This is a genomic window from Flavobacterium algicola, assembly GCF_022399565.1.
Lineage (GTDB): Bacteria > Bacteroidota > Bacteroidia > Flavobacteriales > Flavobacteriaceae > Flavobacterium > Flavobacterium algicola.
In genome coordinates, this window is the sequence record NZ_JAJTUT010000001.1 from 1,009,908 (window position 1) to 1,022,393 (window position 12,486).

The window sequence follows — 12,486 nt, forward strand, 5'->3', positions numbered from 1 at the left end:
ATTTTACTGCCTTATAGCATTGAATAAATAAGTGATTTTTGAAATGTACCGAACTATTTAATCTCTAAAAGAATTTTTTTTTCGCTAAAAAAAAGATTTATAATTTATTTTGCAAGAATAAACTTAAATTTAATTTTTAACGATATTTATTACGAAACCATACTTTCTGCCATTCTCTTTTCAAAATAAGAAAAGCTACATCTTCAGCTAAAACAACCAAATCCGATCCGTCCAAAGCTTTAATTTGCTCTTCTGACACATCAATAATGTATAAGAGATTTAGGTATTCAGCAAATTTATACTGAATCATGCGATAGATTTTTTCGTGCAATTGGATCTTTAATTCATCTGGCTGAATACTTTTAGGAAAATCAATCCCTTCATTAGCCAGATTAAAATCTTTATTAATTTGTTCTACCAAAGCAAGGTACAACGATTCTTGTGTAGCTTCTTGAAGCAATAATTCTGCTGATATTGGAGCGATAAAATTCATATTTCATTATTTTTTTTATTATCCCAAGCCTTTACAATTTTGGCTAGCAAACTGTCGCCACCTGCGTAGAAAAATACAGCGCCCATCGGCGGATTGGAAGCCGGTAAGTAACCAAAAATTGTTGGTATCCAAGTCCAACATTGATAATATGTTCCTATTAACTCTATAAAAATAACGCAGATAGCGATAAAACAATATAGATTTTGCCACTGTTTTCTTTTCAACAACCAAAAGAACCCTACACCAAAAAGTAACGAAAAATAATCTTGAAGAAAAACACCAACAGCTAGAAACAAGATTGCGAAAAAGATTAAAAAGTACTTCCTTAGAATGGTATCATTTGTACGAGCCCAATTTGTATAAGCATAAACATAACCAGACGCATATACTATTGCATGACCAAAGGGCACATAAAGAGGAATTGCCTCGGTACGGTAATTATACATACCTAATAATTTGCAAAAAATAAGCTCTCCTATATAAGAAAGCCCAACCATAACCAACATCAATTTTTGCAAAGGCTTCTTTGAAGCAAAATAAAAGCCCGCAAAATAAACAACTGCCATTATATTGGTAATTTGCCTTGCATCAAAATACTGTTCTGTAAATGTAACGGAGTCTACCCATAGCGCCAGAATAGTAAAAAAAGGAAAACACAACGCAAAAGCTAATTGTAATTTTGAATCAGAAACAGGTCCCTCTTCAAGTAAATGCGAAATATTTTTATTCATTAAAGTAAGATAATTGATTTACACTTTTCTCTTCATCAAGTTTTCCCCGAATATCCTCAAAGCAGATTTTTTATCACTGTTAATATCTATTTTTTCAAGGATTTCGAAAGCTTTCAAAGTGTATTCTTCAATTGCATCTTGTGTTATTTTATCTGCCGTAGATCGAACAAAGATTGATTTGACTTGCGCTACTTTATCCGTACTATCTTCTGGTGAATTAGCAAAAAATTGGAGTAATTGTGACTTATCTTCTGTACTAGCCGCAGCAACAGCTTTAAGATATAAGTATGTTTTTTTATTTTCGATTATGTCTCCACCAACTTGCTTACCAAATGTTTCAGGATTTCCAAAGGCATCCAAGTAATCATCTTGTAACTGAAAAGCAAGACCTAAATTAAGTCCGAACTCATAAATTAAATTGGCATTTTCCTGCGTAGCATTGGCTATAATAGCACCCATCTTCATGGCTGCAGCGACCAATACTGCAGTCTTATATTCAATCATTTTGAGATACTGCGGAATCGTAACATCAGTTCTGCTTTCAAAATCGACATCCCATTGTTGACCTTCACAAACCTCCAAAGCAGTTTTACTAAATAATTTGGCTAAATCTCTAAATACTACTGGTTCATATTGTTCAAAATACTGATACGCTAAAATCAACATTGCATCACCAGATAGAATTGCAGTATTTACATCCCACTTCTCATGCACTGTTTGATTGCCTCGTCGCAACGGAGCATCATCCATAATATCGTCGTGAACTAACGAAAAATTATGAAAAACCTCTACAGCCATTGCTGCAGCCAATGCATTCTTACAATCGGCATTAAAAATCTCAGCTGTCATTAAAGTTAATACTGGACGCATCCTCTTACCTCCCAATTTTAAAATATATTGAATAGGATCGTAAAGATTTTTAGGTTCCTTCTCAACGGATTGACCTTCTAGATAATCGAGAAAAACTTGCTGATAATGCGAAATAGAATGCATAAAAAATATTTTTCGGCTAATTTACAGTATTCACTTTGGATTACAAACACCCACTGCTAATGAAATGTTAAATAAAAGTAAATACAATGGAAACTATTTTGGTGTCTAAAGTTTCCTAGTTACCTTTGCAGAAAAATTAACATTTTAAAATAGTTCTTAAATAGCCTTTAAGTACTTTAAATTAAACATTGCTATGGAAACAAAATGGACTATCGATTCAGATCAATCAGATGTATTAATAAAAAACAGACATTCCATTATAGCATACATATCTGGAACCACCAATAAATTTAAAGGAAACGTTGATTTAAAGAATGATAGTATAGAAAACGCACATATCGAGTTCTCATTAGATGTTAATAGTAAGGAGAATAAAATAGAGCAAGTGGACACTTACTTAAAGATTAATGACTTTATAGAAACGGAACAATATCCAGTGATAAACTTTAAATCTACTTCCTTTCAAAAAGTAAATCAAAATATTAATTTTATCAAAGGAAATTTAACCGTAAAAAATATCACAAGAGTTATCGAGTTAGACACTGCATTTTTGGGTTATAATTTTTATAATGGTGTTAGAAAGGCCTCGTTTGAAGTAAAAGGTACCATAAATAGAAATGATTTTAATTTAAAAACAAATTCCATATTTCAGAGAGATGGCATTATGATGGGACAAGATCTAGTCATAGAAGCCAATCTCGAATTTACCGCATAAATGTGAAAAGAAAATGAAAGAGAAAATAATAAAAAAAGCAGGCGAACTATTTTTAAAACTTGGTTTTAAAAGCATCACTATGGATGATATTGCCGGCGAAATGTGCATCTCAAAAAAAACCATTTACAAATATTTCTGCAACAAAGAATTACTTGTTGAAGAAAGCACCAATTTTATGCATATTGAAATACACGAAACGATCAATACGATACTGGCAGAAAATAGAAACCCTATCGAAGAGAATTTTAGAATTCGTGAAATGTTTAGTGAGATGTTTCAATCATCAGCGGACACCTCACCCGTGTACCAACTAAAAAAGCATTATCCTGAAATTTACGACAAAGTAATTTTTAGAGAGATAACCGAATGCTCAAGATGGTTTAGAACAAATATAATACGAGGTATTGAAAATGGTTTGTATCGAAAAGAAATTGATGTAGAAGCCTATGTTCAATTTTACTATACCTTAATATTCAACATAAATGAAAATACTAGCTCCGAGAGAGAATCGCAACGCTTAGAATTACAAGCATTAGAATATCATACACGGGCCATGTCAACAGCTGAAGGAATTATTGAACTAGAAAAACAACTACAAAACACAAATACCAAATGAGACAATTAATTTTATTAACACTCTTAACTTTTGCAATTACTGCAAAAGGACAAGAAATCAAGAAATTGACGCTGAAAGATGCGATCACTTATGCACTGGAAAATAAAGCAGATGCAAAAAAAGCAAAATTAAAGATCGAAAATAGTGAATATCAAATTCAGGAAGTTCGCGCTAGAGCCTTACCACAAATTGCTGCAACGGGTAGTTTAAATTACAACCCTATATTACAAACTACCGTTATTGACGGTTCATCATTTGGAGCAGATGGAGCTATCCAAGCCGTTTTTGGACAAAAATGGAGTTCAACAGCAGGAGTCTCTTTGACCCAAGCTTTGTTTGATCAATCTGTTTTCACTGGGTTGAAAGCTGCAAAGACTACACGTGAATTTTACCAGATTAACGATCAATTGACTGAAGAGCAGGTGATCGAAAGAGTTGCTAGTAATTATTATCAAGTGTACGTGCTCCGTCAAAAGCTGAGCTTATTAGACAGCACATTAGCGACGACCACTAAGGTTCGTGATATTGTTAAAGGTCAATATGATAATGGGTTAGCAAAAAGAATTGACCTAGACCGTATGACTGTTAATTTATCTAACATCAATACCCAAAAATTACAAATTATCAATTCGGTACAATTACAAGAAAATGCCTTGAAATTCTACATGGGAATGTCTATCGACATTCCTATCGATATACCGCAAACCGATTTTGAAGTTACCCCTGCAGCAATCGCATCAGCTCCAAATGCGGCTAACCGTTCTGAGTATTTATTACTCAAAAAACAACAAGAATTGTTAGAACTTCAGAAAAAATCAGTGATTGCTGGATATTACCCAACATTATCATTATCTGCAAGTTATAACTATATCGGACAAGGACCTGAATTTCCATGGTTCGCAAAACCTCAAAATGGAGTGTACTGGTCGGACTTCTCTGCCATTGGATTAAACTTAAGAGTTCCGATTTTTGCCGGATTTGGTACTAAAGCCAAAGTAGACCAAGCTGACAATCAATTGAAAACATTAGAAGTCGAAATTTCAGACACAGAACTTGCCTTAGATTTAGAATATAAAAATGCGAAGATTCAAATTGAAAACAGCATAATAACAATTCAAAACCAAAAGGAAAACATGAAATTGGCTAATGAAATTAAAGATAATATCAATAACAATTTTACTCAAGGATTAGCATCATTAACAGATTTACTGGATGCAGAAAATGCTGCTACACAAGCACAAAACAATTACACTGCAGCTATTCTAGATTACAAGTTGGCAGAAATTAAATTAATCAAATCAAAAGGCGAATTAAAATCATTAATAAATAACTAACATGAAGAAAACAATAACTACCGTAATCATCATTATTGCTGCATTGGCATTAATAGGATTTATTTTAACGAAGAATAAAACAGAAAACGAAGAGAAAATTGCTATTGTTGCTGAAAAAAACGCTAGTGTTTCTGTGAAAGTTTCGACTGTAAAAACAGAAGAAATCTCTTTGGACTTTGTCGCTAATGGTATTTTTGAAGCCAAACAAGAATTAATTTTAACTGCAGAAAAATCTGGAAAAGTAACTAGCGTACTCGCCAAAGTAGGAGACCGAGTAAATGTTGGACAAACATTGGCGATCATGAGAGGTGATGCTATAAATATTAATGCACAAGCCGCTGAAGCATCTTACCAAAACGCAAAAACAGATTACAATCGTTTTCAAAATGCTTACAAAACAGGTGGTGTAACTAAGCAACAACTAGATCAATCAAAAGTGATGTTGACTAATGCTGAGGCAAGTTACAGACAATCAAAAATTGATGTTGGTGATACAAGAATTAAGGCGCCAATAAGCGGTATCATTAATAAGAAATTTATTGAGCCAGGCTCTATGTTAACTTCTATGCCATCTACTAATTTGTTTGAAATTGTAAACACTAGCAAACTAAAGTTGACAGTAGCGGTAAATGAATCACAAGTAGCTAGTTTAAAAGTTGGAAATAGCATTACTGTTACATCAAGTGTTTATCAAGGAAAAGAATTCACTGGTAAAATAACTTTTATTGCACCAAAGGCAGATGCCACTTTGAGTTTTCCTGTTGAAATCGAAATTGCGAACAATAGTGATAATGACATAAAAGCAGGAATGTATGGTACTGCCGTATTTAAATCTGCACAACAAAGACAATCTTTAACTGTGATTCCAAGAAATGCATTTGTAGGTAGTGTTAATAGTAATCAAGTATTTGTTGTCGAAAACAAAATTGCAAAACTAAAAAAGGTTACCGCTGGAAGAATCTTAGGAGATCAAGTAGAAATCTTGGATGGTTTATCAGATGGAGAATCTGTTATTACTACAGGTCAAATCAACTTGCAAGATGGTAATACAGTAGAAATCATTAAGTAGTTATTTCTAATAATCAACAGATAAAAAATATATGAAATTAGCAGAAATATCCATAAAACGTCCCTCGTTAGTAATTGTATTGTTTACAATTCTAATTCTTGGGGGAATATTTAGCTATAGCCAATTAGGTTATGAGCTGATACCAAAGTTTGAGACCAATGTTATCACTGTCTCTACTGTTTACCCTGGAGCATCACCAAGTGAGATTGAAAATACGGTCACCAAGAAAGTAGAAGACGCAATTTCGTCCTTAGAAAACATCAAAAAGATTGATTCTAAATCATACGAAAGCCTTTCGATCGTTTCGATTACATTGACATCAAATGCCAATGTAGACAACTCGATGAACGATGCACAAAGAAAAATAAATGCGGTATTAAGTGATTTACCAGATGATGCCGACCCACCTTCGTTAACAAAATTCTCTTTGAGTGATTTGCCAATTATGACAATTGGTGCCAATGGAAAAATGGATGAGGCCGAATTTTATGACTTAATTGACAAAAAAATTGCTCCTGTTTTATCTCGTGTACAAGGTGTGGCGCAAGTAAACATTATTGGTGGACAAGAACGTGAGATTCAGGTGAATCTTGATGCTACCAAAATGCAAGGTTATGGGTTGTCAGTACCACAAGTACAACAAATCATCTTAACGTCAAATCTTGATTTCCCTACAGGAAACATACAAACTCGTGAACAAAAAATATTAATTCGTTTAGCGGGTAAATATAAAAATGTTGACGAATTGAGAAACTTAATAATTTCTTCGAAAGACGGAATTCAAATTCGTTTGAAAGACATTGCAGATGTTCAGGATACGCAAAAAATTGCTGAGAAAATTGCGCGTATTGATGAAAAGAGCGCAATCGTATTGCAAATTGTAAAACAATCAGATGCAAATGCAGTAGCGGTAAGTGAGCAATTGGTAAAAACGATTGCTGTACTAGAATCTGACTATAAAGCAAATGAAGTTAAATTACAAATAGCAAAAGACAGTACCGTATTTACGCTTGAAGCTGCAGATTCAGTACTGCACGATTTACTAATCGCAGTAATATTAGTGGCTTTGGTAATGTTGTTTTTCCTACACAGTATTAGAAATTCATTAATTGTAATGGTTTCTATTCCTGCTTCCTTAATAGCCACCTTTATCGGTATTTACCTTTTGGGGTATACATTAAACTTGATGAGTTTATTAGGACTATCGCTCGTAGTAGGTATTCTGGTGGATGATGCCATCGTAGTTCTTGAAAACATTTACAGGCACATGGAGATGGGTAAGAGTCGTATTCGAGCATCATATGACGGAACAGCTGAAATTGGAGGAACCGTAACATCAATTACATTAGTAATTGTAGTGGTATTTTTACCAATTGCAATGAGTAGCGGACTGGTATCAAACATCATTACGCAGTTTTGTATGACAGTTGTAATTTCGACTTTGTTATCCTTATTAGCTTCATTTACGATTATTCCTTGGTTATCATCTCGTTTTGGAAAACTAGAACATATTGAAGGTAAAAACCTTTTTGGAAGAATTATTCTTGGTTTCGAAAGTTATTTAACTCGTTTTACCAACTGGGTTACTGAGATCTTATTATGGTGTTTGGATCACTACATCAAAACTATCTTGGTAGTATTGGTATTGTTTTTCTCCTCTACTATAGGACTAGTTGGTGGTGGTTTTATTGGTGGTGAATTCTTTGCTGCATCAGATAGTGGTGAATTTTTAGTTCAAATCGAAATGCCAAAAGATGCTTCTCTGGAGCAAACCAACTTTATGACTCAAAAAGCAGAAGCTTATTTGAAAACACAAGAATACGTTCACAGCCAGATTACAACAGTAGGTCAAACCTCTGAAGGTATGGGGGGCTCACAAGCTACAGCCTACAAAGCAGAGATTGATGTGAAAATGATTGAGCAATCTGAACGTACAGATGATGCCGCTGTTTATGCTGCAAAAATAAAACGCCAACTCGAAAAAGTTTTGGTTGGTGCAAAAGTAAAAACTGTACCAGTTGGTATCCTTGGTACAGCTGAAGATGCAAAATTAGGATTGATTGTTACAGGGCCGAATGTGGAGAGCGCTATGAAATTTGCAAAATTAGCTGAAGCTGAATTGCGCACCATTCCTGGAACTACTGAGATAAAGTTAACAGTTGAAGACGGAAATCCAGAGATCAATGTACAAGTAGACCGTGATAAAATGTCTGCTTTAGGATTGACTCTACAAACCGTTGGTATGACGATGCAAACTGCTTACAGTGGAAACACTGATGGTAAATATAGAGCTGGTGAATATGAATATGACATTAACATCAAGTACAATGCTTTCGATAGAAAAAACATTACAGATGTTAGTAATTTGATTTTCACCAATGATATGGGACAACAAATTAAATTATCACAATTCGCTACAATTACAGAAGGATCTGGTCCTAGTAAATTGGAACGTAGAGATAAAACATCTTCTGTAACAGTGCAAGGTCAAAATATTGGTGTATCTGCAGGAGCTATTGTAACACAATGGCAAGAGAAATTAGATAAACTAGAAAAACCTACTGGTGTGAATTACATTTGGGGAGGTGATCAAGAGAATCAATCAGAAGGTTTTGGAACGTTAGGAATTGCATTATTGGCTGCCATTGTTTTGGTATACTTGGTAATGGTTGGATTGTATGACAGTTTCATTCACCCGTTTGTTGTATTGTTTGCTATCCCGCTTTCCTTTATTGGAGCGATGTTAGCTTTGGCATTGACCAACAATTCATTAAATATCTTTACTATTTTGGGTATCATTATGCTTATTGGTCTGGTTTGTAAAAATGCGATTATGCTTGTCGATTACACCAATCAGCGACGTAAAGCAGGTGAAACAATTAGAACAGCATTGATACAGGCAAATCACGCTCGTTTACGTCCAATTTTGATGACTACAATTGCGATGGTATTTGGTATGTTCCCTATCGCACTAGCTTCTGGAGCTGGAGCTGGATGGAAGAATGGTTTGGCATGGGTAATTATCGGAGGTTTGATTAGTTCATTATTCCTTACCTTAATTATCGTACCCGTAATTTATGAACTCATGGAAAAAATAGTAGCAAAATTCTCTAAAGGAGAAAAAGTGGACTACGAAGCAGAAATGGTTGCAGATTACGATCATAAAGAATTAAATGAGGATAGCTTTAACTCAGATCATAGTAGTTAGATAAACACTCAGTTGAGATTATAAAAAATGCCTGCACATTTATTTGTGCAGGCATTTTTGTTGTATTAAATTAATTTTCTTAAAGTTCAACAGTTTAAGGTTGCCATATCACAGAAACCACTGCAAAAGAGACCATCTATCGAAGACTGTTTAATGTCAAAAACGTTTCTGGTTTTTGAGCCCATTAAGACTTATGCGCAATTCCTGTTTATTAAAGATTTAGTTAATAACTAATGCATCTTTTTTCCAACTCTTTACTGCAACAATTTTATTCTTTGAATAATCTACTTCATTTAAAGTTCCTTCTGACCAATGAAACCATTTTCCAATTTTTTCACCATTATTATATTCGGCGATAGCGATTTTTTTACCATTCTCATCATAAGATACCCACTCGCCTTGTAGTTTCCCATCTTTAAAAGCACCTTGTTGTAAGACTTGACCGTTGTCATAGTAATAAGTGGCCATAACAGTGTTGTTTTTAAGCACTTCTAATTTTGGTTTGTTGTCATTAGCAAATGTCATTGCAGAAATAAGTATTGCTCCTAGTACTATATATTTTTTCATCTTGTGGTAGTTTTTATGATTCGTAGATTCAAATGTAAAAACAATTTTTACATTAAAAAAACAATTTGGTAACAATTTGGTAACATTGAAGAAAGCTTAACATTGGAAGTTCGATTTTGACCAAAAAAAAGACTTTCGAATCTTAATACGAAAGTCTTTTTCAATCTGAACGAGATAACTTTTAATCTTCGTTCGCAATAGCATCACGTTTCCAGTTCTTTACATAAGCAATTCTGTTTCCAGAATAATCAACTTCATTCAGTGATGACTGACTCCAATGAAACCATTTCCCAACCTTTTGTCCTTTATCATAAGTAGCAATAGCTGTTTTATTTCCTTTATCGTCATAAGATATCCATTCTCCATGCAACTTTCCTTCAATAAAAAATCCTTCTTGCATTAGTTGTCCATTATCATAATAATAGCTTGCCTTTACAGCATTCCCAACTGCTTCTAGTTTAGGCTGCTTAGCTTGAGAAAACGCGATTCCAGAAAATAACATCAGGGTAATTAGTATATATTTTTTCATGATCTATGTTTTTAAGGGTTAGTCTATCAAATATACGGCTTCGGTTTACATTAAAAAAACAATTTGGTAACAATTTGGTAACATACACAAAAACTTAACATTGGAAATTATAGTGGTAAATGAAAACCTAAACAAAAAATACTAAAACACAATTCATTGTTCATAATTAGTCTTAAATTTGCCCCCGTGTCCAAAAAGACAAATAATCTAAAATTTTGATATGTATAGAAGTCATAATTGTGGTGAATTAAGCGCCTCACATATAAATACAGAAGTTACGCTTGCCGGTTGGGTTCAAAAATCTAGAGACAAAGGTTTTATGAATTGGGTTGATTTAAGAGACCGCTACGGTATCACACAACTCGTTTTTGATGAAGGTCGTACTGAAAAAACAGTATTTGAACTTGCCAAAACTTTGGGACGTGAATTTGTAATTCAAGTGAAAGGAACTGTAATTGAACGTGAAGCAAAGAATAAAAACATTGCTACTGGTGAAATCGAAATTTTAGTTACTGAGTTAACGATACTAAATGCCGCTTTAACACCTCCGTTCACAATCGAAGATGAGACAGATGGTGGTGAAGATATTCGAATGAAATATAGGTATCTTGACATAAGACGTAATCCGGTAAAAAACAGTTTACTTTTTCGTCATAAAGTAGCTATGGAAGTTCGTAAGTACCTATCAGATTTGGATTTTTGCGAAGTAGAAACACCGTACTTAATCAAGTCTACTCCTGAGGGTGCTAGAGATTTTGTGGTTCCTTCTCGAATGAATGAAGGACAATTTTATGCTTTACCGCAATCGCCACAAACTTTCAAACAACTATTGATGGTAGGTGGAATGGACAAATATTTCCAAATTGTAAAATGTTTCCGTGATGAAGATTTACGTGCTGACAGACAACCAGAATTTACACAAATCGATTGCGAAATGGCTTTTGTTGAGCAAGAAGATATTTTGAATATTTTTGAAGGCTTAACACGTCATTTGCTTAAAGAAATAAAAGGAATTGAAGTAGATAAATTTCCACGTATGACCTATGAGCATGCAATGAAAACCTACGGAAATGACAAACCAGACATCCGTTTTGGGATGGAGTTTGGAGAATTAAATGAATTTGCACAACACAAAGAATTCCCTGTATTTAATGCAGCTGAATTAGTGGTGGGTATTGCAGTTCCAAACGGAGGAAATTATACGCGTAAAGAAATTGATGCTTTAATCGAATGGGTTAAACGTCCGCAAGTGGGTGCATCAGGAATGGTATACGCAAAATGCAATGAGGACGGAACATTTAAATCATCGGTAGATAAGTTCTACGATCAAGAAGATTTAGGCAACTGGGCAAAAATAACAAGTGCACAACCAGGAGACATGATTTTTGTTCTTTCAGGTCCTGCCAACAAAACAAGAGCACAGTTAAGCGCTTTAAGAATGGAATTGGCAACACGCCTTGGATTAAGAAATCCAGCAGAATTCGCTCCATTATGGGTAGTAGACTTTCCATTATTGGAGTTTGACGAAGAATCGGGTCGCTACCACGCAATGCACCACCCTTTTACATCGCCAAAACCAGAGGACATGCACTTATTAGAAACTGATCCTGGAACTGTGAGAGCAAATGCCTATGATATGGTTTTGAACGGAAACGAAATCGGAGGAGGTTCTATTCGTATTCACGATAAGGAAACGCAAAAACTAATGTTCAAATACCTAGGGTTTTCTGACGAAGAGGCCAAAGCACAATTTGGATTTTTAATGGACGCTTTTCAGTATGGCGCACCACCACACGGAGGATTGGCTTTTGGACTAGACCGTTTGGTTGCAATTTTAGGAGGTCAAGAAACAATTAGAGATTTTATTGCTTTTCCAAAAAATAATTCAGGTCGCGATGTAATGATCGATGCACCGTCGGCAATTGACAAAACACAACTTAAAGAACTTCACATACAGTTGGATTTGTAAAATTCGAAAGCATTATAATTTAAAAACCGAATTATGACTCGTAATAGAATCATGATTCGGTTTTTTTTTATCTTTTATTCAATCTAAAAATTTGAATTCTATTGCAACAAATAGTTTTAATTTTCACCAAAATAGGATCATTTAAAATTTAGAAAACTGAAATTATATTTCATTTCTTACAAAGAAAATTACCTAATGAAACAAATAACAGCAGATAATTAAGACAAGAAAATAAATTTTGAATCAGCTTAAAACCAATGCT

At 34.1% G+C, this 12,486-nt stretch carries 11 protein-coding genes; 6 read left to right on the forward strand and 5 right to left on the reverse strand.

The features are described 5' to 3' along the window. Nucleotides 1-136: 136 nt before the first annotated feature. Genes LXH21_RS04385 through LXH21_RS04395 form a run of 3 tightly spaced genes read right to left on the reverse strand, consistent with a single transcriptional unit; the run spans nucleotide 137 to nucleotide 2,217 of the window. Nucleotides 137-493, reverse strand: coding sequence for a hypothetical protein (locus LXH21_RS04385; protein WP_239863003.1), 357 nt, complete (start codon nucleotides 491-493; stop codon nucleotides 137-139). After that, entirely contained in the window at nucleotides 490-1,224 is a 735-nt protein-coding gene (locus LXH21_RS04390; protein ID WP_239863006.1) for a hypothetical protein, read from the reverse strand. Before LXH21_RS04390 ends, LXH21_RS04385 begins: the two co-directional genes overlap by 4 nt. 18 nt (nucleotides 1,225-1,242) lie before the next feature. Continuing rightward, nucleotides 1,243-2,217 carry a polyprenyl synthetase family protein gene (locus LXH21_RS04395; protein WP_239863007.1) on the reverse strand — a complete coding sequence of 325 codons (975 nt, stop codon included), beginning with the start codon at nucleotides 2,215-2,217 and terminating at the stop codon, nucleotides 1,243-1,245. 193 nt (nucleotides 2,218-2,410) lie between these two features. Between LXH21_RS04395 and LXH21_RS04400 the strand changes: the two genes are divergently transcribed. Genes LXH21_RS04400 through LXH21_RS04420 form a run of 5 tightly spaced genes read left to right on the forward strand, consistent with a single transcriptional unit; the run spans nucleotide 2,411 to nucleotide 9,159 of the window. Next, nucleotides 2,411-2,932 carry a YceI family protein gene (locus tag LXH21_RS04400; RefSeq protein WP_239863009.1) on the forward strand — a complete coding sequence of 174 codons (522 nt, stop codon included), beginning with the start codon at nucleotides 2,411-2,413 and terminating at the stop codon, nucleotides 2,930-2,932. A gap of 13 nt (nucleotides 2,933-2,945) precedes the next feature. Next, nucleotides 2,946-3,548 (forward strand): TetR/AcrR family transcriptional regulator, encoded by a 603-nt coding sequence (locus LXH21_RS04405; protein WP_239863010.1) that lies wholly within the window; start codon nucleotides 2,946-2,948, stop codon nucleotides 3,546-3,548. After that, nucleotides 3,545-4,882, forward strand: a complete 1,338-nt coding sequence (locus LXH21_RS04410; RefSeq protein WP_239863011.1) for a TolC family protein — start codon at nucleotides 3,545-3,547, stop codon at nucleotides 4,880-4,882. The genes LXH21_RS04405 and LXH21_RS04410 overlap by 4 nt, the downstream gene beginning before the upstream one ends. Nucleotide 4,883: 1 nt before the next feature. Next, nucleotides 4,884-5,951, forward strand: a complete 1,068-nt coding sequence (locus tag LXH21_RS04415; RefSeq protein ID WP_239863012.1) for an efflux RND transporter periplasmic adaptor subunit — start codon at nucleotides 4,884-4,886, stop codon at nucleotides 5,949-5,951. A 31-nt stretch (nucleotides 5,952-5,982) separates the two neighbouring features. Beyond that, the gene (locus LXH21_RS04420; RefSeq protein WP_239863013.1) at nucleotides 5,983-9,159 is read left to right on the forward strand and encodes an efflux RND transporter permease subunit; all 3,177 of its coding nucleotides are present in this window, start codon (nucleotides 5,983-5,985) and stop codon (nucleotides 9,157-9,159) included. Between the two features lie 219 nt (nucleotides 9,160-9,378). Here the strand turns inward: LXH21_RS04420 and LXH21_RS04425 are convergent, their stop codons facing one another. Together LXH21_RS04425 and LXH21_RS04430 are read right to left on the reverse strand one after the other, a co-directional pair. Then, nucleotides 9,379-9,726 (reverse strand): toxin-antitoxin system YwqK family antitoxin, encoded by a 348-nt coding sequence (locus LXH21_RS04425; RefSeq protein ID WP_239863015.1) that lies wholly within the window; start codon nucleotides 9,724-9,726, stop codon nucleotides 9,379-9,381. A 181-nt stretch (nucleotides 9,727-9,907) separates the two neighbouring features. Continuing rightward, nucleotides 9,908-10,255 (reverse strand): toxin-antitoxin system YwqK family antitoxin, encoded by a 348-nt coding sequence (locus tag LXH21_RS04430; protein ID WP_239863017.1) that lies wholly within the window; start codon nucleotides 10,253-10,255, stop codon nucleotides 9,908-9,910. Between the two features lie 220 nt (nucleotides 10,256-10,475). Between LXH21_RS04430 and aspS the strand changes: the two genes are divergently transcribed. Continuing rightward, nucleotides 10,476-12,224 (forward strand): aspartate--tRNA ligase, encoded by a 1,749-nt coding sequence (gene aspS, locus LXH21_RS04435; RefSeq protein WP_239863018.1) that lies wholly within the window; start codon nucleotides 10,476-10,478, stop codon nucleotides 12,222-12,224. The last annotated feature ends 262 nt before the right edge of the window (nucleotides 12,225-12,486 follow it).

What these genes read in the sequence shown, in the direction of transcription:
- LXH21_RS04385 (WP_239863003.1), bottom strand. Translation starts at nt 493, where the DNA reads ATGAATTTTATCGCTCCAATATCAGCAGAATTATTGCTTCAAGAAGCT.
- LXH21_RS04390 (WP_239863006.1), bottom strand. Translation starts at nt 1,224, where the DNA reads ATGAATAAAAATATTTCGCATTTACTTGAAGAGGGACCTGTTTCTGAT.
- LXH21_RS04395 (WP_239863007.1), bottom strand. Translation starts at nt 2,217, where the DNA reads ATGCATTCTATTTCGCATTATCAGCAAGTTTTTCTCGATTATCTAGAA.
- LXH21_RS04400 (WP_239863009.1), top strand. Translation starts at nt 2,411, where the DNA reads ATGGAAACAAAATGGACTATCGATTCAGATCAATCAGATGTATTAATA.
- LXH21_RS04405 (WP_239863010.1), top strand. Translation starts at nt 2,946, where the DNA reads ATGAAAGAGAAAATAATAAAAAAAGCAGGCGAACTATTTTTAAAACTT.
- LXH21_RS04410 (WP_239863011.1), top strand. Translation starts at nt 3,545, where the DNA reads ATGAGACAATTAATTTTATTAACACTCTTAACTTTTGCAATTACTGCA.
- LXH21_RS04415 (WP_239863012.1), top strand. Translation starts at nt 4,884, where the DNA reads ATGAAGAAAACAATAACTACCGTAATCATCATTATTGCTGCATTGGCA.
- LXH21_RS04420 (WP_239863013.1), top strand. Translation starts at nt 5,983, where the DNA reads ATGAAATTAGCAGAAATATCCATAAAACGTCCCTCGTTAGTAATTGTA.
- LXH21_RS04425 (WP_239863015.1), bottom strand. Translation starts at nt 9,726, where the DNA reads ATGAAAAAATATATAGTACTAGGAGCAATACTTATTTCTGCAATGACA.
- LXH21_RS04430 (WP_239863017.1), bottom strand. Translation starts at nt 10,255, where the DNA reads ATGAAAAAATATATACTAATTACCCTGATGTTATTTTCTGGAATCGCG.
- aspS (WP_239863018.1), top strand. Translation starts at nt 10,476, where the DNA reads ATGTATAGAAGTCATAATTGTGGTGAATTAAGCGCCTCACATATAAAT.